Annotated in this window: 24 protein-coding genes; 8 read left to right on the top strand and 16 right to left on the bottom strand. The window is 39.2% G+C overall.

Going from position 1 to position 25,393, the window contains the following annotated elements; all coding sequences use genetic code 11:
• The first annotated feature begins 33 nt into the window (after window positions 1–33).
• Window positions 34–1,590, top strand: coding sequence for a glycoside hydrolase family 3 protein (locus A33Q_RS08875; protein WP_009034574.1), 1,557 nt, complete (start codon window positions 34–36; stop codon window positions 1,588–1,590).
• Between the two features lie 129 nt (window positions 1,591–1,719).
• Here the strand turns inward: A33Q_RS08875 and A33Q_RS08870 are convergent, their stop codons facing one another.
• Window positions 1,720–2,295, bottom strand: a complete 576-nt coding sequence (locus tag A33Q_RS08870; protein ID WP_009034573.1) for a DUF4136 domain-containing protein — start codon at window positions 2,293–2,295, stop codon at window positions 1,720–1,722.
• 205 nt (window positions 2,296–2,500) lie between these two features.
• Here A33Q_RS08870 and A33Q_RS08865 point away from each other — a divergent pair, with 205 nt between their 5' ends.
• Together A33Q_RS08865 and A33Q_RS08860 are read left to right on the top strand one after the other, a co-directional pair.
• The gene (locus A33Q_RS08865) at window positions 2,501–3,172 is read left to right on the top strand and encodes a metallophosphoesterase family protein (RefSeq protein ID WP_009034572.1); all 672 of its coding nucleotides are present in this window, start codon (window positions 2,501–2,503) and stop codon (window positions 3,170–3,172) included.
• Window positions 3,173–3,518: 346 nt separating this feature from the next.
• Complete coding sequence (locus A33Q_RS08860) at window positions 3,519–3,908, top strand: hypothetical protein (RefSeq protein ID WP_009034571.1); 390 nt, start codon at window positions 3,519–3,521, stop codon at window positions 3,906–3,908.
• Between the two features lie 238 nt (window positions 3,909–4,146).
• Here the strand turns inward: A33Q_RS08860 and A33Q_RS08855 are convergent, their stop codons facing one another.
• The 5 genes from A33Q_RS08855 to A33Q_RS08835 form a co-directional block, all read right to left on the bottom strand.
• Window positions 4,147–5,565, bottom strand: coding sequence for an ATP-binding cassette domain-containing protein (locus tag A33Q_RS08855; RefSeq protein WP_016254986.1), 1,419 nt, complete (start codon window positions 5,563–5,565; stop codon window positions 4,147–4,149).
• 71 nt (window positions 5,566–5,636) lie between these two features.
• Window positions 5,637–6,089 (bottom strand): D-aminoacyl-tRNA deacylase, encoded by a 453-nt coding sequence (gene dtd / locus A33Q_RS08850; protein WP_009034569.1) that lies wholly within the window; start codon window positions 6,087–6,089, stop codon window positions 5,637–5,639.
• Between the two features lie 4 nt (window positions 6,090–6,093).
• The gene (locus A33Q_RS08845; protein ID WP_040490290.1) at window positions 6,094–6,810 is read right to left on the bottom strand and encodes a Rossmann-fold NAD(P)-binding domain-containing protein; all 717 of its coding nucleotides are present in this window, start codon (window positions 6,808–6,810) and stop codon (window positions 6,094–6,096) included.
• A gap of 36 nt (window positions 6,811–6,846) precedes the next feature.
• Window positions 6,847–7,263: a YkvA family protein gene (locus tag A33Q_RS22590; protein ID WP_009034567.1), complete on the bottom strand. Its 417-nt coding sequence runs from the start codon at window positions 7,261–7,263 to the stop codon at window positions 6,847–6,849.
• A 9-nt stretch (window positions 7,264–7,272) separates the two neighbouring features.
• Window positions 7,273–7,794 (bottom strand): DUF7935 family protein, encoded by a 522-nt coding sequence (locus A33Q_RS08835; protein WP_009034566.1) that lies wholly within the window; start codon window positions 7,792–7,794, stop codon window positions 7,273–7,275.
• 205 nt (window positions 7,795–7,999) lie between these two features.
• On the opposite strand from A33Q_RS08835, the gene A33Q_RS08830 reads away from it, so the two are divergent.
• Window positions 8,000–8,317 carry a HesB/IscA family protein gene (locus tag A33Q_RS08830; RefSeq protein WP_009034565.1) on the top strand — a complete coding sequence of 106 codons (318 nt, stop codon included), beginning with the start codon at window positions 8,000–8,002 and terminating at the stop codon, window positions 8,315–8,317.
• Window positions 8,318–8,319: 2 nt separating this feature from the next.
• Here the strand turns inward: A33Q_RS08830 and A33Q_RS08825 are convergent, their stop codons facing one another.
• The 3 genes from A33Q_RS08825 to A33Q_RS08815 are packed head-to-tail and all read right to left on the bottom strand — an operon-like array spanning window position 8,320 to window position 12,172.
• Complete coding sequence (locus A33Q_RS08825; protein ID WP_009034564.1) at window positions 8,320–8,829, bottom strand: hypothetical protein; 510 nt, start codon at window positions 8,827–8,829, stop codon at window positions 8,320–8,322.
• Window positions 8,822–9,928 carry a ferredoxin--NADP reductase gene (locus A33Q_RS08820; RefSeq protein WP_009034563.1) on the bottom strand — a complete coding sequence of 369 codons (1,107 nt, stop codon included), beginning with the start codon at window positions 9,926–9,928 and terminating at the stop codon, window positions 8,822–8,824. Before A33Q_RS08820 ends, A33Q_RS08825 begins: the two co-directional genes overlap by 8 nt.
• A 12-nt stretch (window positions 9,929–9,940) precedes the next feature.
• The gene (locus tag A33Q_RS08815) at window positions 9,941–12,172 is read right to left on the bottom strand and encodes a DUF5916 domain-containing protein (protein ID WP_009034562.1); all 2,232 of its coding nucleotides are present in this window, start codon (window positions 12,170–12,172) and stop codon (window positions 9,941–9,943) included.
• A 154-nt stretch (window positions 12,173–12,326) separates the two neighbouring features.
• Between A33Q_RS08815 and purB the strand changes: the two genes are divergently transcribed.
• Window positions 12,327–13,673, top strand: coding sequence for an adenylosuccinate lyase (gene purB, locus A33Q_RS08810; RefSeq protein WP_009034561.1), 1,347 nt, complete (start codon window positions 12,327–12,329; stop codon window positions 13,671–13,673).
• A 327-nt stretch (window positions 13,674–14,000) separates the two neighbouring features.
• Window positions 14,001–15,563, top strand: a complete 1,563-nt coding sequence (locus A33Q_RS08805; RefSeq protein WP_009034560.1) for a SulP family inorganic anion transporter — start codon at window positions 14,001–14,003, stop codon at window positions 15,561–15,563.
• Here the strand turns inward: A33Q_RS08805 and ctlX are convergent.
• The 5 genes from ctlX to A33Q_RS08780 form a co-directional block, all read right to left on the bottom strand.
• Window positions 15,555–16,490 carry a citrulline utilization hydrolase CtlX gene (gene ctlX / locus A33Q_RS08800; RefSeq protein WP_009034559.1) on the bottom strand — a complete coding sequence of 312 codons (936 nt, stop codon included), beginning with the start codon at window positions 16,488–16,490 and terminating at the stop codon, window positions 15,555–15,557. The genes A33Q_RS08805 and ctlX overlap by 9 nt on opposite strands.
• A gap of 27 nt (window positions 16,491–16,517) precedes the next feature.
• Window positions 16,518–17,426, bottom strand: a complete 909-nt coding sequence (locus tag A33Q_RS08795) for a hypothetical protein (protein WP_009034558.1) — start codon at window positions 17,424–17,426, stop codon at window positions 16,518–16,520.
• Window positions 17,427–17,509: 83 nt separating this feature from the next.
• A complete protein-coding gene (locus tag A33Q_RS08790; RefSeq protein ID WP_152527394.1) occupies window positions 17,510–17,926 on the bottom strand; it encodes a hypothetical protein in 417 nt (138 codons plus the stop codon).
• 142 nt (window positions 17,927–18,068) lie between these two features.
• Window positions 18,069–18,422: a hypothetical protein gene (locus A33Q_RS08785; protein ID WP_009034556.1), complete on the bottom strand. Its 354-nt coding sequence runs from the start codon at window positions 18,420–18,422 to the stop codon at window positions 18,069–18,071.
• A gap of 6 nt (window positions 18,423–18,428) precedes the next feature.
• Window positions 18,429–19,910, bottom strand: coding sequence for a potassium/proton antiporter (locus A33Q_RS08780; RefSeq protein WP_009034555.1), 1,482 nt, complete (start codon window positions 19,908–19,910; stop codon window positions 18,429–18,431).
• Between the two features lie 591 nt (window positions 19,911–20,501).
• Here A33Q_RS08780 and A33Q_RS08770 point away from each other — a divergent pair.
• Both A33Q_RS08770 and A33Q_RS08765 read left to right on the top strand, forming a co-directional pair.
• A complete protein-coding gene (locus A33Q_RS08770) occupies window positions 20,502–20,687 on the top strand; it encodes a hypothetical protein (protein ID WP_009034554.1) in 186 nt (61 codons plus the stop codon).
• A gap of 94 nt (window positions 20,688–20,781) precedes the next feature.
• Window positions 20,782–21,885, top strand: coding sequence for a fatty acid desaturase family protein (locus A33Q_RS08765; protein ID WP_009034553.1), 1,104 nt, complete (start codon window positions 20,782–20,784; stop codon window positions 21,883–21,885).
• 256 nt (window positions 21,886–22,141) lie between these two features.
• Here the strand turns inward: A33Q_RS08765 and A33Q_RS08760 are convergent, their stop codons facing one another.
• Both A33Q_RS08760 and A33Q_RS08755 read right to left on the bottom strand, forming a co-directional pair.
• Window positions 22,142–24,673: an ATP-dependent Clp protease ATP-binding subunit gene (locus A33Q_RS08760; RefSeq protein WP_009034552.1), complete on the bottom strand. Its 2,532-nt coding sequence runs from the start codon at window positions 24,671–24,673 to the stop codon at window positions 22,142–22,144.
• 74 nt (window positions 24,674–24,747) lie between these two features.
• Window positions 24,748–25,374, bottom strand: a complete 627-nt coding sequence (locus A33Q_RS08755) for a WbqC family protein (RefSeq protein ID WP_009034551.1) — start codon at window positions 25,372–25,374, stop codon at window positions 24,748–24,750.
• Window positions 25,375–25,393 lie beyond the last annotated feature (19 nt).

The following is a 25,393-nucleotide window of genomic DNA, read 5'->3' as shown; positions in this document are numbered from 1 at the left end:
GCTTATAAATTATTAATAGAAAGAAAAAAACCTATGAATATCAAGGAAAAAATCGGTCAGCTTTTTTCTCCAGCAGCATTTATCCATGACTCTGAAGAAAATATTCAGGCTATGGAAAAACTCATTGCTGAATACCATATAGGAGGCCTGACCTTTTTTCACAGCAGACATTCTGCTGCTGCCAATTTTGAAAGGAGGCAAGAAAACCTTAGTTATGACAATACCCTTGAGAAACTCATTGAACTGATCAACCGATACCAATTAGTCACCAAAATTCCATTACTGATAAGTATAGATGCTGAATTTGGACTTGCTATGAGGATTGAAAACACTCCTCAATACCCCTACGCCATCAGTTTAGGTGCCATGGATATTTCTGAGAAAGAATGGATTTATGAAGTGGGTAAGCATATGGCCAGAGATTTAAAAGCAGCTGGTATCCATTTAAACTTTGCACCCGTTGCAGATATCAATTCTAATCCTGACAATCCTGTGATAGGCTACCGATCATTTGGGAAAAGCAAAGAGAAGGTCAGTGAATTTTCAAAGCATTTGTACAAAGGTCATCAAGATGAAGGAGTTGGTGCCTGCTACAAACATTTTCCAGGTCATGGAGATACGGCTGTGGATTCTCATTTGGGCCTTCCCGTTCTGCTTAAAACAAAAGAAGAATTGGAAAAAGAGGAGCTTTCTCCATTTCAAGATGGAATAGCTGAAGGGATTGACATGGTTATGGTCGGGCACTTGGCAGTTCCCGAGCTTACAGGAGGTAAAGAAATACCAGCTTCCATCAGCAAAAAACTCATTACAGACTTACTCAAAAAAGAAATGGGATTTGAAGGAGTAATTGTATCTGATGCCTTGAACATGAAAGCTGTGGCGAATCTTTATCCAGAACCTGGCCAGTTGGAATTTGAAGCATTTATGGCAGGAACAGACCTGCTCTGTTTTTCAGAAAATGTCAAAGATGGCATCAAATGGATTTCAGAAAGGGCCCCGGAAGAAAGAATTGAAGAAAGTTTTCAGAAAATCATGTCATGGAAAGAGAAATATGGTGTTTTGAATGCCAAAAAAGTCAAAGTTCCAGTTTTTGACTGGGAGTCGCATAAGGAATTTTTGGAAACACTATCACCAAAATTTCTAGCCATCCTGAAAAAAGTGAATGGAGAAATAGATATGAAAAACTGCAGTAAAGTGGCCGTTTTTGGCAGCAAAGTAAACAGCTTTTTCAAATCTTTAAATGAGCTACTTCCAAGGGAACCATTTGAACTCGAAAACTTAGACAAACAATTTGAGGAATTGGAAGATGCTGAATGGGTTCTCGTAGCCTTATTTGTACCTTCTGCCAAGCCAATCAACCATTTTGGGATGAACCCTGCAACATTAAAAAAGTTACAGCTTCTGGCTGAAAGGAAAAAAGTATCTCTTTATATTTTTGGCAATCCCTTAGCTTTGAAGGAGTTTACTGACTTGGATCAATTTGCAGGAGTTACCTGTGCATTTCAGGATTTTGAAGTGGTCCAAAAAACAGCAGCACTACATTTTGCGGGACAACTGCAAGCTGAGGGGACCTGGGATCATGACTTTTAATTCTATTTTGAGAGCATACTCACTATTTATTCTTTTTTCAATACAGGACAACACCAATTCTTGATAAACCAAAAAGCCTCCCTATTTGCAATTGTTTGCAAAAGGGAGGCATTCATTTATATTCTAAGGTTAATTTCGTGTGAGTAATTTAAATTTATCCATTACCCTGTAGGTTGCTTTTGTAAGTTCTGTGTTGATATCAGGGGACATAAAGTCAAAGCTTGCTGCAGTGTACCCTTGCCAAATGGTGCTGCCCCTTTTGTTATCAATTACATAAATCACCAACATACCATTATTTTGTAAATACTTGACGTTGTTATAATTCTCGTCTCTCTCTCTATTTTCCCTTTCTTCCTCTTCTGATACTTCGTATTGGGATGACCTTCTGGAAAGCCAATAATCAAAATTGGGCTGCTCATAACCTCTGTATTTGATGGTATCACTGAATATTTTATAATTGATCAATAGGTCAGGTTTTTCATCCTGAACTATAAAACCTTGGGCGTCCAGCCTATTGCTGATGGTATTTTCTATGGTATTGTGAAAAAATGTAGTATCAGGAAAAGGATTGGCCACAAAACCAAAAGTCTTATATTTTTTAAAGTTTCCTGCATAATTAAAATCATATTCTGCGATGTAGTCCTTTTGTGTCAGACAACCGCTCAAAATGAAGAATAAAATAAGTGTAGTAGCATTTGCTTTCATTTTGGCTTGAGTTTTTTGGTTAGAAAATCTATTTCATTGAAATACGCATAAAAGATTAACTTCAGATTTTAAAAGATTGTTTTCAAATACATTCCTGTATACCAATGTATTATAGGAAATTTAAAATGAGATGTCAAGATATCTTTGATGAAAATATCTCGTACGTATCTATGTAGAAAAAAAGTGTTTAAAAAATCGGGACTAAATGGGAGTTTTTATAATCGGCGACGTCCATGGCTGTTTCAATACTTACCTCCATTTGCTGGAGAATTGGGATCCAAAAACAGAAATACTAATTCAACTCGGTGATCTGATTGACAGAGGCAAGCATTCTTCTCAATGCGTAAAACTCGCCTTTGAACTCCAAGCCACTTTCAAGCAACAAACCATTTTTCTGCGAGGGAATCACGAACAGATGATGATAGATTATTTAATGGAAAAGGGAAACCATCTCAATTGGCTGAACAATGGCGGAGGAGAAACCCTCCAAGAATTTAACCAGCAGGGTGCCGATCCAAACTTCTATCTTTCTTGGATAAAAAACCTCCCACTGAGTTGGAACAATGAACACATCATGGTCTCCCATGCAGGTTTTTCAGTTGCTGCAGACGATCCCTTTGACATCAGAGATCCAAATGGCCTGCTTTGGAACAGAAAATCCTTACTCAATATCGGCAAAGTACAGGTAATCGGCCACACTCCAAGACTCAATGGGAAACCAGAATTCATCTCATCATCCAACTCTTGGAATATAGATACCGGAGCATACAGAAATATTTGTCTTACAGGAATCAAATTGCGCGAGGATGGGAAGTTTTTGGATGCCATCAGCGTGCCTACCGACAAAAGGGATTTGGATCTGGAGAAAGTCTTCTGATCAAAATTTTAGAGAAAAACCTACCCCATTCCGCTTCACACCAAATTCCTCTTTCTTTTTGCCTTTTTGGCCAAAGCCTGAGCTTCCTCATTGAATTCAGTAATCCTAATAACCTCTGCCATTTTAATTCTTTGATCCTTAAGACAAAATGAAACTATGTGGGTTCCCTGGTTGACTTAGACGACAGGGTATAAAACAGCTCCAAAAATTTCTATCAAGCCACCCCTTATAACCTTGAATACATGGTATTGGAACAATATGGGGACCTTCGAAAATCAAGCTGGTTCATAAACCTTTCCTCAATCAATCCGTCTTCTTTAATATGGGTTGATTAAATTAATAGTAAATGCTAAGGTATTTTGTCATATTGTTTTTTCTGATTTTGGTCTCTTCTTGCGACAGGTCACTTACCAAAACCCGTCATTATGTAGGTGCCTCAAAAGACATCTTGGAATTGCATATCGGAGCCGCACACATGGAAATCGACAATGGTGAAAAAGGAGAAATCCTCGTTTATTTTTTCAATCAGCGAAACCTAGTAATCGCCCCACATGGAAATGCTGTGTTTAGGCCACAATTTGCGGACGCAGACCACAGTTTCATTCAGGATATGACTACTTACAATTATACAGTTTTTCTAATTGACCAAGAAAATAGGGTTTACCATACTTCCAAAAAATTTTACAACATGACTCCAAGGCAGCTCAAAAGGAAACTTTTGGAGCAATATGGATAGAAAGACTAAATTTCCTTAATCCTTCATCCTTCTGCTCTGACAATACTTTATCATTCTTCATTCGAAATTATGAATATTGAACATCGAATGATGAATTTCGAAGGTACCATATCCCTCATCTCTCGCTTCTTTATTATTTCAGGCTTATGAAGTACGATTTACGAGTCCTTTCATTAATAACGCAAAGCCCAAATCTTAAATCTTCAATCTTCAATCTTCAATCTATTATCTTCAAAGTCTACAATCCAAACTCCCTATCCACCACCTCCGGAATATCTTCTACATAATGACTGACATAGATCAAGGTCACAGGAGTCAATTCACAAATTCTATTTACTGTTTCCTTAAAAATCCTTCGCTGCCTCATATCCATCCCTTGAGAGGCTTCGTCCAGTACCAATAAATCAGGTTTTTTGATCATCGCCCTGGCAAGCAGGATAAAGCGTTGGTTTTCCAGGGAAACCTGTTTCATTAATTTGCTTTTGGTATCTTCCAAACCAAACAGCTTGAGCCAGTCCAAGGCCAGTCTTTCCTGATCGGGATTGACTTTTCTGAATAAGCCCATGGTATCAAACAATCCTGACAAAACCACTTTTAGACAAGTCTGATTCCCTGGAAAAAACCTGCTCAACTCTGGCGCTACAAATCCTATTTTTTTCTTGATATCCCAAATACTTTCTCCAGTTCCCCTTCTCCTGTCAAAAAGGTAAATCTCATTTGCATAAGCCTGCGGATTTTCACCCAATATCAAACTCAGCAAGGTGGATTTCCCAGCTCCGTTAGAACCTTTAAGACTCCATCTTTCTCCAGCTTTGACTTTCCAGTTTATTTCATGGAGAATTTGTTTTTCACCATAGCGGACATTAACATTTTCCAACCTAAGAATGGAATCTGCTCCGCATAATGGGTACGGCAAAAGCAGACCCTTCAATAAGTCGTCCTCAAAGCCCTTGGCCTCCTCAAAATCTAAATTGACTTGATCCTTTTCTTTTGCAGAAAGAATTTTCAGCACTTTCTTTTTTCCCAAAACTGCAATATCTGTAATGCAATCGGGTATTTCCTCAGGATTGGTCCCCATCACAATATGGGTTCCCGAATTCACCACCTGCTGTAAAACATCACCGAATTCCGCTCTGGTTTGCACATCCAAACCCGTCAATGGCTGGTCCATCAAAAGAAGCTTAGGGTTTTGCAAGAGGGCTTGCGCAATAGCCAGCCTGCGCGTTTCACCATTAGATAGCTTGATCAGAGATTTGTCTTTCAACTGGTTCAAATGGAGTAAGCTGATTACTTTCTGGAGTGTCCAGTATCCGGTGTTTTTGATCGGAATGTCCAAAAGAAACTCTTCTACAGTAGCCGTTTCTTCTGATTCCATGGAGTTGAAGCGTTGTTGATAATAAAAGTTCTGAAGATTGGATTTATTCCTGAAAGTATATTTTTGTGAAACTACAGCTATCAGATCTCTAAAAGAATTGACCTCTCCGGCTGCTGTTTTAATTTTCTGATAATCATTTGCGAACGGTCTTTCAATTACTCCCTCCGTGACCATAGTCCTACCTCTTAAAGTATCCAGAAAAGCAGTCAAATCAGCCCCAGAGTGACTCAGTACAGCCCAATGTTCTCCCTTTTCCCATTCAAAATCCAAATTTTGAAACACGATCTTTTCAAGGTGCCTGACTGTAGCCTTTTTTATGGAAATAAGAGTCGACAATTGCTGCTAGGTGTTTTTTAAATTTTATTTTTGGAATCAATCACAATGGTGACAGGTCCATCATTGACCAATGAAACTTTCATATCTGCGCCGAATTCGCCTGTTTGCACTTGCTTTCCGAGATCGGATTCTAAAGCCGTAATAAATTTTTCATACATAGGAATGGCAAAATCAGGCTTGGCTGCTTTGATATAGGAAGGACGGTTTCCTTTTTTGGTACTGGCATGCAGGGTAAATTGCGAAATCAACAGGATGTCTCCTTCTACATCCAAAAGGCTTTTATTCATTATTCCGTTTTCGTCGGGAAAAATTCTCAAGTTGACGATTTTTTTACTTAGCCAACCTGTATCTTCCTGTGTATCCAACTCCTCAATACCCAAGAGGACCATAAGCCCGGAACCTATCTCCCCGATGATTTTCCCTTCTACTTTTACAGCTGACTCCGAAACTCTCTGAATAACTGCTATCATGGCTTTAAAACTGTTGCATGTCCTTGGAAGGGATTACCTCCACTTTTACTTTCTTTTCTACATTAGCATGATGAATCATTGCCTTAGCGACTTGATAATCATGAATGGGTCTGTATTTCTTGGCCAGTTTGAGCCATACCAAAGGTTTGGTCAGGATTTTTGCAGCCTCTTCTCCAAACCTGAATTCATTTCTATTGCCTAGGAGAAGAGAAGGTTCAAATAAGCCCAAATAATCAAAGGGAACAACTTTGAGGTCCTCTTCCACTTCACCTTTTACCTGATTATAGAATACATTTGATTGCGGATCTGCACCAAGTGCACTCACATATAAAAACTTACTGGCTCCCATTTGTTGAGTCCATAGGGCAAAATTAATCACAAAGTCATGGTCTATTTCATAGAATTTTTCCTTGGATCCAGCGGATTTGATGGTTGTCCCCAGTGAACAAAAAGCATGGATTTCTAATTTCTTACGCTGCAAAGCTTCTATCAGCGGGAAATATATTCCACCCAGGTCCTCTTCCCGCAATTTGGCTTCCAAGTCCAGGTTCCTAATGGTTTTGAAATCAACATCTACTTGAACCAATTTCCCATGTTTGAGTGCTAGTTTTCTTCTTCCTACAGAAATAATCATATCGTAGGATTCATCTTGCAACAGAAGGTGAAGAGTCTGCATCCCCACCAAGCCTGAAGTACCGGCCAAAAAAGCAATTTTTCGCATCATAAAGTCTTCAAAGTTTCAACTGATTCAACAAGCTCAAAAAAGCTTGGTTTTCTCCCATTTTCTAAATTCCTCTACCTCATCCCTTACCGCACTGAAAACAGCCAAAAGCACTGAAAGGTCATCAACATAGCCAATAACAGGAATAAAATCAGGAATTAAGTCTATAGGAGTAACAAAGTACAACAAACCCAGAACGATCAATCCCAGAGTTCTGCCGGAAACTTTAAAATCTTTCTTTTTATGCGCTATCAGCATTCTTTTGAAAACCAAAATAGGTTCCAATGCCTCCTGAATTTTAGGATTATGGGATACAGTCTCGAGCCTAAGTTTTACTTTTTCAATCAGCTTTCTGATTTTATTCTCAGACCCAGCTATCTCCTCAGCTTTTTTGGAATACAGCAATTTCGCTTTAGTAAAAAAATCAAATGATTTGTCTTTGAATGAAGTCATGTTTACAATTTAGAAAAATATCCTGATTTCGTCTTTTACATTTCTTAATGCTTTCTGAATGGTATCAGATTTTTGGTCTAAGGAAATCTGAAAAATTCTTTTGGCCAGGTCAAGACCTCTTGCTTCATCCGGCATGTCCTGCATAGCAGTATTGACCATTGTGATCACACTTTCTACAGCTCTCCTTACACTTTCCCAGGTCTCATCCGTGAAATAAACCTGCTGTGAAAGGTTGTGGTTGAATTCTTCCCGAATCTCATAAATCAATTTATGATAAAGATCCTGGGCGGTAAACTCAGGGCTGTTCACCCTTCTGATAAGATTGTTTGGCGTAACCCTTTCCAAAAGCAAGCAAATTCTTTCTCCGGCCTGAAGTCGTATAGGAAGGATAGTTTGGGTGTTCTGAGTTTTTATTTCTACCAGCATTTTATCCCTTTCCTTTTTGAGAAAGCTCATGATGGTGAGATACATGCCGTAGATAACCAGCCCTGCCGGTAATACAATTTTTAATAAGTCGGCCAAATACTCCATAGTCTATTTTTAGTTTGGGTCGAATATCCGAAAATATTGATTGCTTTGAAACTTTGGGAATCGTTATTTTGAGGATTGAAAACCAGAATCAAAATCTTGTTAAAAGGAAATCTCCCATCTTCAGGTTTTGATAAAGTAGACGAAGAATTTCCTTAAGTTCAGCTGTAATTTTGAACTTCATAACGGAAAATTGAATTGTATTGACATGCTTATCCCAATTAATATTACTGACAAAGCTCAAGCTGAAATCAAAAACATTATCAACAATAAAAACATTCCGGCTGATTATTCCCTCCGTGTGGGAGTGAAAGGAGGCGGATGCGGCGGAATGTCCTACATGCTTGGGTTTGACAAACCCAAAGAAGGAGACCAGCAGTTTGAAATAGATGGGATTTCAATTTTAATAGAAAAGAAACACTACATGTTTTTGATGGGAATGAAGGTGGATTTTTATGAAGGCAATGATGCAAGAGGTTTTACTTTTATAAACCCTGGTGTCCCCAAAAGGCACGATGCCGAATAAAATCAGCGGTTTCTAATTTTCAAAGCTTCAATTTCTTCTTTTTCCTCACCTCTCAACTTGAGTAACCTTATGATTCTGTCAGGTGTAGGTTTTCCCAAAGAGAAGAAAACCAAAGCAATCGCAAAGGAAATTGTATATCCTGGATTTTGATACACCAACAAACCAGCTGCGCAAAGCAAAATTACAACAAATAGTACCCAAAGCCGCTTCATGGTCGCTTGTGAATACCTTAGCACTTTGTCTTCAAGACTTTTGCCCTCCAATCTGGCAGATTTGATAGCAGCCCGGAAATTGAAATAATGAACTCCCAGCATCACTATTACCAAAGTGAGCAATAAAGTATCCAAAATCAAGGGAAGGTCAGGTACCTGGTAGCTTATCGTACTGCTTGTGGTAAACAAATAGGATAATGCAAAAAACGGAAGCGGAATGGCCATCATGATGAGTGCATTCCTTTCCAAGGTGTCGAATTTTTTTCTAATAAAGACTTTGTCCAAAGCTATTTTATTCAATGTTTATTTTGATATCTGAGCTGGCGGGCTTTGAAGAACAACAGAGGATATATCCCTCCGCAATTTCACTTTCACTCAATCCTGCATCTTCAATCATGTCCACTTTTCCGGAAATCAACCTGCCTCTGCATGCTGTACAAAGACCACTTTGACAACTGTAAGGCATATCTACATCTTCATCCAGTCCTGCTTCCAGGATTGTTTTGCCCGCAGGTACCTCAAAGGTAAAGCTTTCTCCTTCAACAATCACCTCTACTTCGCGGGTAAGTTCGGGAGATAAGAGTCCGGCTTCCTTCATTTCCTGCTCTTTGGCGTCTAGGTCAGAATAAAAGCTTTCTTCCATGATCCTTTCATCCGGAATACCAAGCTGTTTTAAAGTTTCTATCCCAGTTTTCATCAATCCTTCTGGGCCGCAGACATAAAATCTATTGGTATCCTTTCTCAATTCCACTGTGGAATCTAGCACATCCTTGATTTTTTCAGCATCCAGCCTTCCTTTCAGACCGGTCCATGAATCCAAGGGTTTGCTGAGGTTATGAATAACCATCAGTCTACCATCATATTTTTCTTCAAGCTTTTCCAGTTCATTTTTGAAAATAATCTGATCTTCAGAACGGCTGCAATACAGCAAAGTCACTTTAGATTCGGGCTCATTGACCAAAACAGATTTGGTAATACCCATAATTGGAGTAATGCCAGAGCCGCCTGCAATCATTACAAAATTCCTTTTGTTTTTGGAGTGGTACTCACTGACAAAGTTCCCCAGGGGTTTCATAATTTCTATGGTTTTCCCCGGTCTAATCTGATCATTCAGATAATTGGAAACCAATCCCCCCGAAACCCGCTTGACAGTGATCCCGGGATAGGGATCAACAAAGGGAGAAGTACAAAGGCTGTAGGATCTCCGCTCCTCTTTCCCATTGACATCCAAAATTACTGTTAGATATTGACCTGCCTTATAATCGAGATAAGGCTCTGGCTGCTCAAAAAAAATAGTGACTGTATCTGGCGTTTCTTTTACCACTTCTCTGATCTTGAGAGAGAGATATTGATCACCTTTATTATTTTCTTCTTTTTTCTTCTTAAATAAATTAAACATTCCCGCTTTCCTTTACACGTTGATCCAATAAGTCAGCTTCAAAATTAATGCACGGTTTTTAATTTGTAAGCTCTCTGGATGATAATTGTCTGTGAAGACAACAAATAAATCAGAAACTGGTTTGAATCTCCACTGAAAACGGGTGTTAATGTTAACATTATCAATCTGAGAATTGTACTGCACAAAAGTGCTCAGGAATAGTTTGTCGGTAAAGGAAACATCCATTTTAGGTCCAACAAGCCATAGACTGGCATCATTGTATGGATCCGGCATATCAATTTTATTGTACTCGGCAAAAAGTGAAATATTCCCATAGGGCTGAAACCTATAATTGATATTCGTATTGACAAAAAGTCTTTCCCCATTAAAATATTCCCCTGCATACACAGTACTGGAATAATTGAAAAGCTTTCTGGAATCAGAAGAATACGTCAATCCTGTTCGGGTATAGGAGTAATCCGTTCCGGCAGCTAATTGTTCTCCACCTGTTCTGGTCGGATCAAAAGGACTGAACAAATACACATATTCATTAAATACCCGGAATTGTAATGTGGATGTGTTTTTAAAATAAAGCCTGTAAGCAAAGGTCATCCTTTCATCAGTTTTCAGACCAAAGCTCTCATCAGTATAAACATCATAAGCCAATTGGAAGGTCTGTTGAAAGATCTTACTGCTATTGGACACCAATCTGTACATCATGCTTGGCTCAAACCTCCAGTAGGAAGACCTTGGCACAAAGCCTACTTCTGCATTGTAGTTTTCACCTACATATTCATGGTTCCAACGTACGATCCATTTCTTGGTATTGTAACTCAAGTGACTTGCATGTGATTTTGAATCCCCTGTCACATCCGGGCTGAAAGATTGGTGATAGAAAAACTTACCGGTCCATTTATTATCCGCAGAGGCAAGGTTATAATCCAAACCGACTACCCTATTGTAATTGGCAATATCCCTACCCGGCTCTGCAACCGAACCCGTAGTCTGCCTATTAACAAATATGGCTGCAATATTGGACCTGCTGAAAACTTTCCTCTGTGCTGTAGCTACAGTATAGTTTTGTCCCGGATAGCCTACAGCATCTTCCGTATCTGTCTGCATGTTGAGCAGTCCTACCCTCGTATTGTCTCCTACATTTCCATTAAGTCTTGCACCGTATAGGATTCTGTTGTTGGAACTTCTGCCCATACTGTCTGTGGCTATCCCAATTCTTCTGGAGAAAAATGGCCGGATAGAAGAAAAACCAAAATCCCCAAAGAGGTCTGCATTCTCAAGGAAAAACTGTCTTCTTTCCGGGAAGAAGAGTTCAAACCTGTTCAGGTTGGTTTGTTGCTGATCAACTTCTACTGTTGAGAAATCAGGATTAAAAGTCAGGTCTAGATTCATAGATGGACTTAAGGCTACCTTGGCATCAAAACCTGCTGCGGCACCAGAACTGACACCCTCTTCAGATCTGTAATCTTTGGCTCCATTCCCGGCAATATAGGGTATGACTGCAATATTTGCCCCTGGCTTTTTTAAGGGTTCGTCCCAGTTGAGATAGCCTGAAAAAGCAATCCCTTGAATTCTTTGGTTGAGCGGAACTGGCACCCAGGAGGAGCGCTCAAAATTTTTCCTGTCATTTCTCAAAAAGTTGACTCTCCAATAATCTGAACCTTCTGTAAACCTCAAAGTTTTGAATGGAATGGCCATTTCCACTTCCCAGCGGTCATCGAACCTTTTGACAGAGGAATACCATTTATTGTCCCAGACATCAGAGACCCTATCTCCATTGAAGATCAGGCCTTCCATTTGTATGTTGTATGGATTTACGGCAAACATAAACCCATTATTACCATCATCATAGGGACCTAAAGTGACGGCAAAAGCATCATTCTCATAAAATCTAAAATCCCTTTTGAGTGAAGAAATAACATATCCCTCCTGTGCATTCTGATAAAGAGTGGCTGCGATATACAGAAAATCTTCATCGTATTTCACCCTAACTTCTGTATTTTGGTTGGCCGGCATACCTTCATTTGGAATCTGCTGGACAAACCCTGATATCACTTCTGTATCATCCCACTCTCCCTCATCAACCGAACCGTCCAGGTTGACTGCTTTAACCGCATACCCTATCTCCATGCCAAACTCTTTGTCTTTGGCTTTTTTTTCTTTGAGTTCCTTGTCTTTGTCACTGTTTGAAAACACAGTCTGAACAGAAGCAAAAAGGAGTAAAGTAAATAAGAAATAAATAGGTTTCATTCCCGCAATGATACTACTAGAAAAGCCCTAAGACTATTTGAATTTTTCTTAAGGCAAATATTAAGGTTCGATTAAAGCCATTTAATTATAAACGGAGGGCAGGTTTTTCGATGGGATAGCCTAAATTGCAGGCTCATATAAAAATCAACTTCAAATGGACTTGACTCACCTGACAGCCATCACCTCAGTAGATGGCAGGTATGGTTCCAAAACCACCCCTTTAAGAGATTATTTTTCAGAGTTTGCACTGATCAAATACAGGGTACATGTAGAAATTGAATACTTTATAGCCCTTTGTGAATTACCTCTTCCTCAATTGAATGGGTTTGACAAAGCCCTTTTCGCCAAGTTGAGAAAAATCACAGAAGATTTTAGCTTATCCGATGCTGATACCATCAAGAAAACTGAAAAAATAACCAACCATGATGTGAAAGCTGTGGAATATTTTATCAAGGAAAAGTTTGATGATTTAGGCTTGCAGGAATACAAAGAGTTTATTCACTTCGGATTGACTTCTCAGGATATCAACAATACTTCCACGCCATTAATGCTCAAAGAAGGTTTGGAAAAAGTGATTTTACCCTCACTTCAAATGGTCATTGAAAAACTTCAGGAGCAAGCCAAAGACTGGCGAGAAATTCCCATGCTAGCAAAAACGCATGGGCAGCCAGCCTCCCCTACCCGGCTTGGGAAAGAAATTCAGGTGTTCATTATCCGTTTGGAAAAGCAATTGGAATTGTTGAAACAGGTTCCTTACGCTGCAAAATTTGGCGGAGCTACCGGTAATATGAATGCACATCACGTAGCCTATCCTGAAGTAGATTGGAATGCATTTGCAGATAGTTTTGTCTCTCAATATCTAGGACTGGAAAGAAGCTACCCTACCACTCAGATTGAACATTACGACAACCTGGCAGCATGCTTTGATGGGTTGAAAAGGATCAACACCATCCTACTCGACTTTTCCAAAGATGTATGGCAATACGTAGCCATGAATTATTTCAAACAAAAAATCAAAGCCGGGGAAGTTGGCTCCTCTGCCATGCCCCACAAAGTTAACCCAATAGATTTTGAAAATGCCGAAGGAAATCTGGGAATCGCCAATGCCCTACTCGAACACCTGGCAGCCAAGCTTCCAATCAGCCGATTACAAAGGGATCTTACTGACAGTACAGTACTCCGGATTATCGGAGTGCCTTTGGCGCATATGTTGATCAGTTTTGAGTCTTTGCAAAAAGGACTTGGTAAACTGGAACTCAACAGAACTGCCATCGATGCAGATCTGGAAGAAAACTGGGCTGTAGTCGCTGAAGCAATTCAGACCATACTGAGAAGAGAAGGCTATCCAAAGCCTTACGAAGCTCTTAAAGAGCTCACCAGGACCAACACCAAAATAACTGAGGACTCCATTCAGAACTTTATCGAAACCCTCAATATAAGTGATGCTGTGAAAGCTGAATTGAAACAAATCAGCCCTTTCAATTATACAGGAATCTATTGATCTTTTTTTTCATCCACTCGAAGTCCTTTGGGCTTTGGGTGGGTGTTTTTTCTCATATCACTCTGAAAACTAATTTTTCCAAATATCAAAAAAGCTGAGATGAAGACCTTTTCACCAAAATCTAGTTCAGAACCACAGACCAATCCAACTTTATCAAGTTAATTGTTATTGTTAAAAGCTTGGCATGTTTATTTTTTAATCCAAATTTGAAAAGTAGGGCTAAAGAAAGATGCCTTTTCCAAACTATTTTTTATTCGGCAAACTGGAATATCCTTAATTATCCTATTTTAGAGTATCGATTTTTGAAACCCAGCCTCCAGCATTTCAATGAAAAAGACCCAAAATATGTTCAGTCACTTGAACAGTGACTTGCCCGCAGGATTAGTTGTTTTTCTCGTTGCCTTACCTCTCTGCCTCGGTATTGCACTGGCTTCAGGCGCCCCTTTGTTTTCCGGTATTATCGCAGGAGTAGTAGGAGGAATTGTCATTGGCACACTTTCAGGTTCCCACACTTCAGTATCCGGACCAGCAGCTGGACTGACCGTAATTGTGTTGAATGCAATTTCAGAATTGGGATCTTTTGAGATTTTCCTTTCTGCTGTAGTTTTGGCAGGTTTGATCCAGCTTATTCTGGGCATTATGAAAGCGGGCATCATAGGTTATTATTTCCCTACCTCAGTGATCAAAGGCATGCTGGCCGGGATTGGCATAATCCTGATCATAAAGCAAATCCCATACGCCTTTGGAGTAAATGAAACCGAGAATTTAGCCCAATATATTCCATTTGTAAATGACTGGGAAGCTGTGTTAAACCTGGGCAACTTGCTGGAAGAGTTTGACTTTGGCGCATTAATTATTACGGTTGTTTCTTTAGGGATTTTGATAGTCTGGGACCTTCCTTTCTTCAAGCGGGGCTTGATAGCGAAGTTGATCCCCGGCCCTTTGGTAGTTGTATTGTTAGGTGTGGGGATCAATAAATTCTTCAAGTTTTTTATCCCCGCACTTTATCTCAATATAGAAGACAAAGTAATACTTCCAGAAGTAAGTGATATCAGCGGTTTTTTTAGCCTTTTCCGATTCCCTGATTTCTCTCAAATTCTTCATTCGGATGTTTGGCTGGTCGCAGTGACAATTGGAATCATAGCGAGTTTGGAAACCCTTCTCAGCTTGGAAGCTGCCGATAAAATTGATAAATATAAAAGAAACTCACCCCCTAACAGAGAGTTGCTTGCCCAAGGTGTGGGCAATGTAATCAATGGTTTTATAGGCGGTCTTCCAGTTACTGCTGTCATAGTAAGAAGTTCGGCAAACGTTTCTTCAGGAGCACGAACAAAAATGTCTGCTGTTTTTCACGGGTTTCTGTTATTCATCTCGGTGATTTTTATTCCAGGTCTTTTAAATCTAATCCCTTTGGCCTGCCTTGCGGCAATATTGCTTCAAGTGGGTTACAAATTGACAAAAGTCTCCCTTTTCAGAACTCAGGCAAAACTGGGATGGGACCAGTTCCTGCCCTTTATCATCACCATCTTAGGCATAGTTGTATTTGACCTGTTGATTGGGATTGCCTTAGGAATGGGAGTAGCCATCATTTACATTCTTCTGAGAAACTACCAAAACTCTCATATCATTGAAGGCAATACAACGACCAAAGGAGACATTATCAAAATTAAACTTTCCGAAGAAATGAGCTTCCTCAACAAAGGAGCGCTGATCAAAACTTTGGACGAAATACCAAATGACAAACATGTAGTCCTTGACGGAAGTAATTCCAAAATTATTGATTATGATGTACTGGAAGTAATAGAAAACTTCAAAACATCTTCGAAAGCTAAAAATATCACATTCGAAACGATATCCATTCCTTCCATTAAAACCAGTAGCCTACACTGATGGAAGAAAAATCTCTGCCATCATACACCTGACCGAACCTCCTCCGAGTTTTTCTATGGTAGGTATTCTAGGTACAATTATATCTGTATAGCGTTTGATGGTGTTGAGCTGCACCTGTCCCAGAGAATCATATGCGGACGCAGACATCACTGTGTATTTCTTGCCACTTTCACACCTTACCTCAAGCATATTGCCGGCAAAATTGAATTTTTGCTTAGTGGTAATCGGTATCATTTTTTTTCCTGTTTTTTCAAGAAACTCCTGAACTTTCAGCTTCTCGGTGGCCAAAGGAATACTGTCCAGGCATACAACGGCAAGCTCTGAACCCACATGCATCATCACATTGGTATGGTAAATAGAAGAAACTATTCCGTCAATAGTCTGTGCGGCATCAAAAGATACTTCTTCATATTCCATCAACCTACAAAAATACTGTAGGGGGACAGGGTGTGTGCGATCGGATCTGCAGGCATAAGCAATTTTATTTATCCTATCTAAAACAAGACTTCCGGTACCTTCCAAAAATTGATTTTCTTTTTCAAAAAAAGTAAGGTCTATTACTTCATCTACCTTAAAGCCTTTTATCATAAGCATTTGGACTATATCCATTCTTCTTTCATTCCTCCTGTTGGGTGAAAACATGGGATATAGCACAACCTTCCCGTTTTCATGCGTACTAAACCAGTTATTTGGAAAGACCGCATCGGTTTTCTTTGGCTCCTCCGAATCTTCTACTACCAATACTTGAACTCCCTTATCTTCCAGATTTTTGACAAAACCATCAAACTCTTCCTGAGCTGCACGGATGATTGCTTCTGGGGAACGGGCATCTCTTTTCTGATAAAAATTACTCTCGGCAGTTTCCGGATTAAACCCAAAATTAGCAGGCCTTACCATTAAAATGGTGGAAGATGTTTGTAAGGTCATAGTCTTTTAATTGAAAAACCAAATTAGTTATTTTTTATCATACCTGTAGAGTGTAGGCTCTACATTGAAGCGCTTTTCACTCAAAGTAAAATAACTCTTCCCCGAGGTATGAAACCCGATGGCCTCACCTTGTGGCTCAGGCTTGTAAGGAAGAATCGCAGGTTTTCTGGATAATGCTTCCGGAATGCTTTCACCGGGGTTTCTCGTCCAGTAAAAAACCATCAGGTAATTCTTGATCAAAATCTGGCTCCCATCTACAGAAATATCCCCTGCTACCGACATGGTAAAGTCCAGTTTCATGACTTTTTCAAGTTCGATTTTTTCCTTTTTTCCGAAATTTTTTCGAGAAGTCTTATACAACACATTGGAACTGTCCCTTTTGGAAAGGATAAAAATATCATCGCTCAATGGGTCCACCATCAATGTTTCGGCATCTCTTGGCCCATCGGGGTAAACTAAGGTCAATACTTCAGGCTTAACCTTGATCTCCGCTTGGAGAGTGGAAGGTTCAGCAAACCTAAAGATCTTGATTTCAGGATATACAGCATTATTATCGCCGATTTCCCCTACATAAACATAACTTTGACCTTTGGTAGGTCCCGGGCCAACAGCAATATCTTCCCAGTCTCTATTGCTTGCACCCTCCAGGACAATTTGTCCTTGGCTTTTCCCTTTATTGTCTATCATAAAAACAATAGGATCACCACCACTGTCATTGTGGGTATAGATCAGGTTCTCATGTTTTTGTGAAAAAGCCAGACCGCTAGCCTCATCAATGGTCTTGTTTTCCAGAATTCCCGCTTTTTTAGGTCCTGAAAAAAGGGATTCCTGATAAGTGGGAACCAAAGGCAGTACCCTTGCCTGTGGTATTCGCTGAGATATCAGAAAAGGCAAGGCTATAAATATCAATAAAGCCTTATAAAAGTAATAGTTCATCGAATTCATATCCTGCTATACGCAAACCCCAAGCCTAAATTTCAAACAGAGGGGTTAAGGATTGTTAATTTAAACCCCTGAACCTAACTGAGGTTTTCTTCAATAATCCTTTTCCACTTGTTTATCAGCTCCAGCTCCTCCATACTGAAGGGGTACCATTTATGGTTGAATAGCTCCAAACTTATCTGTCCTGCAAGATCTGACTTAGGCAATAACTTAATAAATACAAATTCAGTGATTTCCTTTGACTTTCCAAAAGAGCGTTTGTTTTGTTCCACACGATGGACATAAACTCCTTTGAATTCACTCAGTCCAATGCATTGTTCAACACCATTGACGAAATTCAAATAGATTATGGTATTACTTGATCGATCCAGTCCTATTCCATAAATCTCCTCCTTAAGGTCAATAACATCACAGGTAAGGCCCATTCGTTCTTCAAAGGCAGTAAAGAGCTTTTTCGAAGTATCACTATCATTGTTTTTTATTTTTTTCATCATTATGAAAAGGATCAGAATGATAATAGTGATTATCATCAAAACCCCTAAAGAATTAAATTCCATGGCTTTATTTTTGGTTTTATTCTAAAAAAATCACAGATCACCCTTTGAAATCAAAACAAAGGGTTCATTAAAAATAATTTTACCAAAAACTGTGGAAGGTATAAAAAGCCTCTATACTGGCAGCTGAAAAGTGGGACTTGAATTCCCAGGTCTTGATACTTTTCAACTGAATCTGAGTAAATTCAGTTAGCTTTCTTTTCCAATGGATAATTTGGTCAGTAAGTGGAAAGTATTTCGATTTGGAACTATACTTGTGAATCTGAATGCCCGATAAGAAAGGTGTAAACTCAGCCTGACCTGTACCTTCATTGATTGTTTCTGCATAAAACTCTCCATACAATCGATCGCCCCTCAATTGCACACCCGAAAACAATACTGACAATAAAGCCAGTATTGCGAAAAATGAAATGCATTTTTGAAGTGCTCTATTCATGCTTTATTAATCATCACTTAAATCAGGCTCAGGCAAATGTAAAGCCTTATAGACTGCTCTGATGGAATCTTCATGTTCAGCCAACACCAATAGTTGATCATTTGCTTTGATCTCTGTCTGACCATTCGGGGTCAGGTATTTGCCATTCCTGCGAAGCATCGCAATTATTGCATTTTTAGGAAAGCCAATATCGAGAATTTTTTTTCCAATTACCGGATTCTCAAAAGGAATATCAACTTCAACCATAGAAGTTTTGGGGGTTTCGTCCAGAAAGTAATCCAATGGTGAGCGGGGTTTGACTTTTTGCGGTAAGGCTACTTTCAACCAATCAGCCACTTTTGACAAGGATGTTCCCTGAATTAATACTGAAGTCAGAGAAATAAAAAATACAATGTTAAAGATGATATTGGCCTTTTCTATGCCAGCAATCAAGGGATATGTCGCAAATACTATAGGTACTGCTCCCCTCAAGCCAACCCAAGAAACATACCATCTTCTTCTCATTTTCATTTTAAAAGGAATCAAGGAGAAGAATACACCTATAGGTCTTGAAACAAAAATGAGGAAAAGTGAAATTGCCAAACCTAAACCTATATATGGAATAATTTCTATCGGAGTTACCAGCAGACCGAGCGTAAGGAAAAGTACAATCTGCATCAACCAGGCAATTCCATCATAGAGCTTGAGTATAGTTCTCTTGTGAGTCAAGTCTTGATTCCCCAAATAAACAGCACATAAATAAACAGCCAGGAATCCATTCCCTCCCACTAAATCCGTAGAGGAAAATGTAACAAACATCAAGGATATCACCAGGACAGGATAAAGTCCTTCAAAGCCAAGGTTGATTTTATTGATGGCGATTTTGCTGAGCCAACCAAACAACAGCCCTAAAGCTGCACCTATGAACATTTGTCTAAAGAAAAGAATAATTAGATCCAGAGTCCCAACATCGGGGTTTGTAACCAGACCCAAAAATGCAATAGTCAGAACGTAAGCCATGGGGTCATTACTCCCACTCTCCAGCTCCAATGTAGACCTGAGTTTATATTTCAGGGCAAGGCTTTTAGATCTGAGGATGGAAAATACTGCGGCAGCATCAGTTGAAGAAACGATAGCTCCTAATAACAGCCCCTCATAAATATTAAAATCAGTAATGGCCCAAACGAACAACCCTACAGATAAAGCTGTCATAAAAACCCCTACTGTGGAAAGCATTATACCTTGTCCCAGTACAGGTTTGATTGATTTCCAACTCGTATCCAATCCCCCAGAGAAAAGAATGAAATTTAGAGAAACTATTCCGATAAACTGCGCTATGCGGGGATTGTCGAATTCTATGCCAATACCATTTGTGCCAGCAGCCATTCCTATTGCCAAAAACAATATTAATGTAGGTACACCAAATTTATAGGAGGTCTTACCAGCTAAAATGCTGATAAACAGTAGAACTGACCCTACAAATAATATATTCTCAATTGTTAAATCCATAGTATCAAATAAGGGTACAAGAAGACCATATCAGCAAATCACTTTCATTAACTTCGCAGATACCCAGAGTGAAGGCTTTGCCCTATTGCTAAATCAATGATTGTATATCACGCAAAAACTATCAATATGACTCTTTTTGAACGAAAATAATTCCATATTACCGAATAAAAAAGTTTAGACCTATTATTGAGGCATAACAATACCTGATTCAAAACAAACCTAATAAACTGATTCATTTTTCTTTAAAAAAATCGAAAAACAGAAATTTAATCTTCAGGATGTCTCCGTAAAATTAAATAACTATCTCCTGCAAAAAAAACTCCTCTTTCATGACCATTGGAATTTATCGGCATTTGAATAAAAGGCCGTCGAAAAAAATAAAAGTTCCTTTTCAAAGTCAAAATACTAAGCTTTTCTCGAAATAAAGCTTTTATCATTTTTTTTAATGCTATATTGGTAGGTGGTGGCTTCAATCTTAAAAATCCGGAAAAGATGCGTGAAAAGTAAGCAATATCTAGTGGGATAGTCATCGACATATACACTACAACTGGACAAGCCAGCCAACTGATCCCCTTATAAAAAAATCGATTTATGAAAATATTAAGAAGCTGGAGAGAGCAGAAAATTCTCTTAAAAAGAAAATTCTCCATTTTAGAGGATCAGGACTTTGAATTCCAAGAGGGTTATAGAGAAAGTATGCTTGATAATTTATCTGCAAAATTGGCAAAAACACGCTCAGAACTAGAAACAATCTTTGCGGAGCTTCAACTTTTATAACTAAGTAACACCTTTACAATCCACCTACCTGCTAGAATAGCCCCAAAATACTTGAATTCATCAAGTCACGACAAACTACTTGAACAAAACCAGTATGTCCAGAAAAATTAAATTCGGGGGAAGCGATCAATCGCAGTTTCTCCAAACAGTAAGAGATAAAACAAATTTCTATTTCGAAAAAAACAATTTATCCAAAAAAGCCAATTGGAAAATGGTCCTAAAATCCATTATCCTAATTGGACTTTTAATAAGTTTGTACGGCCTGCTAGTATTTGGCCATTTTCATATATTCATACACTTCCTGCTCGCAGCAGGACTGGGGATCACCATGACACTTATCGGCTTCAATATCTGTCATGATGCACTTCATGGTTCTTTCTCCAATAAAAAGTGGCTAAACTCAAGCTTAGGATGGCTTTTTAATTTGATCGGTGCCAATGAGTATGTCTGGAAAATTACCCATAATCAAATCCACCATACCCTGACCAATATCGTAGACCATGATGCTGATTTGGAGGTGGCTCCTGGCATCATTAGGATAAATGCTACTGAAGAGTGGAAACCTATCCACAGGTTCCAACAATTCTATTCTTTCATGCTGTATTCTTTATCCTCCCTTTCCTGGTTTTTCAAAAAAGATTATATGAAGTTTTTTGACAAGACCTTGAGAGAAAAGAGGAAAAACCCTCCTCGATCAGAATACTTCAAGCTATTTGGATACAAAGCATTGTATTATACGATCTTTCTTATCATTCCACTTATTGTAATGCCTTTCGCATGGTACAACATTTTGGCAATTCTATTGGTGATGCATTTAGCAGAAGGAATGGTTATGGGAAATATCTTCCAATTAGCTCACCTCGTAGAGGAAACAGATATGCCTGAGACACATTCCAACAAGAGTATCTCAGACCCTTGGGCCGTTCACCAAATGAAAACCACAGCAAATTTTGCTCGGAAAAACAGTTTCATCACTTCTTTATTTGGGGGGCTAAATTACCAGATTGAGCACCATCTCTTCCCAAATATCTGCCATGTGCACTACCCTGTAATTTCCGACATAGTAAAGGATACCGCTCAAGAATTTGGATTACCTTATCACGAAAACACCACATTTTTCGGAGCTGTAAGATCGCATTATAATTTCCTGAAAAAAATGGGGAAGAGACCCCAATTGAAAGAGGTTTTAGCTTCTTAGGGCAATTTTTTTGAATATTAGGATGTTGTTTTTTTAGGCTGAAAATTCCAAGTTTTATAATCTGAAAGGTATCCAAAAACCTATTGATTAGTTTAAGCTGTTGGCCGAAAAAGATATAAAACACTAAGAGATTATTATTACTTGACTTTTTTGAACAGAGTGAATCAGAAAATAAGGTTCCATTCAACCTATGAGATCCAAACAAAAAAAACGGTCAGCTTTCGCTGACCGTTCTATTAATCTGGTGTTAAACAACTCACTCGGCTTTTTCTTTTTTGTCAACCTTAATGGTCAACTCCTCTCCTTCTCCCGAATAATCTGCGACAATCACATCTCCGTCAGAAAGTTCTCCTTTGAGAATTTCTTCTGCCAAGGCGTCTTCCAAATACTTTTGGATTGCCCTGTTGAGTGGTCTTGCGCCGTATTGCTGATCGTAACCTTTTTCTGCAAGGAAGTCTTTCGCTTTGTCAGTAAGGTTAATTGTGTAACCAAGATCTGTAATTCTACTGAAGAGTTTCTTCAAACTGATATCGATAATCTTATGTATATGCTCTTTGTCTAAAGAATTGAAGACTACCACATCATCCAATCTGTTGAGAAATTCAGGACTAAACGCTTTCTTCAAAGCACTTTGAATAGTAGACTTCATCACTTCATCCATGCTTTGCTGCTTGGCCTTGGAGGCAAATCCAATACCAGCTCCAAAGTCCTTCAAATCTCTCACTCCAATATTGGAAGTCATGATGATGATGGTATTTCTGAAATCCACTCTCCTTCCAAGTCCATCAGTAAGAATACCGTCATCCAAAACTTGTAAAAGGATGTTGAATACATCTGGGTGAGCTTTCTCTATCTCATCCAATAAGACAACCGAATAAGGTTTTCTTCTGACTTTTTCAGTCAATTGACCACCTTCTTCATAACCCACGTATCCCGGAGGTGCTCCTACTAATCTGGATACAGAGAATTTCTCCATGTATTCAGACATATCTATTCTGATTAAGGAATCTTCTTTGTCAAAAAGATAAGTAGCCAAGATTTTGGCCAATTCAGTTTTACCTACCCCGGTTGGACCTAGGAAAATAAATGAACCGATTGGTTTTTTAGGATCTTTAAGCCCCACTCTTGTTCTTTGAATAGCCTTGGTCAGCTTCTTGATGGCCTGCTCCTGCCCTATAACTTTGGATTGAAGCTCTTCACCCATGGTCAACAGCTTGGTTCCCTCATTTTGGGCAATTCTTTTGGCAGGAATCCCGGTCATCATGGCGATTACCTCCGCTACATTTTCTTCCTCTACGGTGTAGCGTTTGGTTTTGCTTTCCTCTTCCCAACGGGTTTTGGCATTTTCCAGCTGCTCCAAGAGTTTCTTCTCTTTGTCACGAAGCTGTGCTGCTTCCTCATATTTCTGGCTTTTCACCACTCTGTTTTTCTCTACCTTGATATCTTCAACCTCCTGCTCCAACTTGAGGATTTCCTCTGGCACATGAATATTGTTGATATGGACTCTTGCTCCTGCTTCATCGAGAATATCGATAGCTTTGTCAGGAAGGAATCTATCAGAAATATAACGATCGGATAATTTCACACAAGCATCTATTGCTTCGTCAGTATAGATGACATTGTGGTGATCTTCGTATTTATCTTTGATATTGTTGAGAATCTGAATAGTCTCCTCAGGGGTGGTAGCATCTACCATCACCATCTGGAATCTTCTGGCCAAAGCTCCATCCTTTTCAATATACTGTCTATACTCATCAAGAGTAGTAGCACCTATACATTGGATTTCTCCTCTTGCAAGAGCTGGCTTGAACATATTGGAGGCGTCCAAAGAACCGCTGGCCCCACCTGCACCCACTATGGTGTGCAACTCATCTATGAAGAGAATCACATTAGGTGATTTTTCCAGCTCGTTCATAACAGCCTTCATTCTTTCCTCAAACTGACCACGGTATTTAGTTCCTGCCACCAGAGAGGCAAGATCTAATGTAACCACACGCTTGTTGAAAAGAACTCTTGATACTTTTTTCTGCACAATACGTAAGGCCAAACCTTCTGCAATGGCAGTTTTACCTACACCTGGCTCACCAATAAGAATTGGATTGTTTTTCTTTCTTCTGGAAAGAATCTGCGCTACTCTTTCAATTTCTTTTTCCCTACCTATAATAGGATCGAGTTTATCATCCTCGGCCATTTTGGTCAAGTCTCTTCCGAAATTGTCCAAAACGGGTGTTCTTGATTTCTCACCTGAAGTTTTGGAAGAACTTCCCGAAGAACCACTGGATGAAGAACCGAATAATTTGGACCCATCCTCATCGGGATCATCGGCCTCTGCTTTGGACCTTGGTCCAGAATCTGTCTGAAACTCCAGCATTTCTTTTACGGAATCGTAGTTGGTATCGAACTTATGAAGTATTTGCGTTGCGATGTTGTCTTCATCCCTGAGGATGGATAAGAGCAAATGCTCCGTACCAATCAGTTGGCTTTTAAAGATTTTGGCTTCTAGATAGGTGATTTTCAACACTTTTTCTGATTGTCTTGTCAAAGGTATGTTGGCAAGGTTTTTTACATTGTGATTTGCCGTCCCTTTGACAGCCCTTTCGATTGAATTTCTGAGTTCATCCAAGGGAACTCCCAATTTTTTCAGTATGGAAACAGCCACTCCTTCTCCTTCACGAATCATGCCCAGCAAGAGGTGCTCTGTACCAATGTAATCATGACCCAGACGCAAAGCTTCCTCGCGACTGAGTGAGATCACCTCTTTGACTCTGTTTGAAAATTTTGCTTCCATTTATATCCTTTCTGATTTGATTTGAAATCTTTACTAATGTTACCTAATTTGTTTTAAAAACACAATCCATTCGGCTATTGTTCATTCATTTTTTTTGAAGCCGCAATCACGGCCGTAGCCTCTGGACCTGTACAAAACAATAAGTCAATTATACTCAAGTTAGGGACAAAGTCTACGCCAAACAACTGACTGTATGGTTTGGGACTATAGATATCCCGTTCTGTAAAATGGACTTTCGACTGGATTAATCCCCTCAAGTCCCTCATTTCGGCCTTTTCATCCCTTTCACTTAATAATTTTACCGATATTTTCCACCTAAGCAATGTCAGACAAACTGTCAGTAACTCCCTATTCATATCTATCAAAAACGGCAGTTTTTTTAAATATACTTTCTCTAAATAAGGAAAGTAATACTCAAAAAAAGGCGCCTTGCCGTAGGCAGATTGAATTCCTCTCAGATGTACATTCAGCCATTTCTGCTCATAATCTATACGAATATCTTTGTATGGCCGGTTTTTATTCCCTCCATAAACTGGAACGGAAAGTTTCTCTGTTTTATTGGCCAAAAGTATAGAAGTTCTATTTCTGAAACTTTGTTTTTGGAATCGCTCTTGATCGTCCAGCCAAACTTCGTCAAATCCATGAATAGCAGTAAAATATTCAATACTTGGAAGGTGAAAAAGCTCTGTTATAATCCCCATGATGAGTATTTTTTTGGAC

The organism is Indibacter alkaliphilus LW1 (genome assembly GCF_000295935.2).
Taxonomy (GTDB): domain Bacteria; phylum Bacteroidota; class Bacteroidia; order Cytophagales; family Cyclobacteriaceae; genus Indibacter; species Indibacter alkaliphilus.
This window is presented reverse-complemented; position numbering and strand designations above follow the sequence as displayed.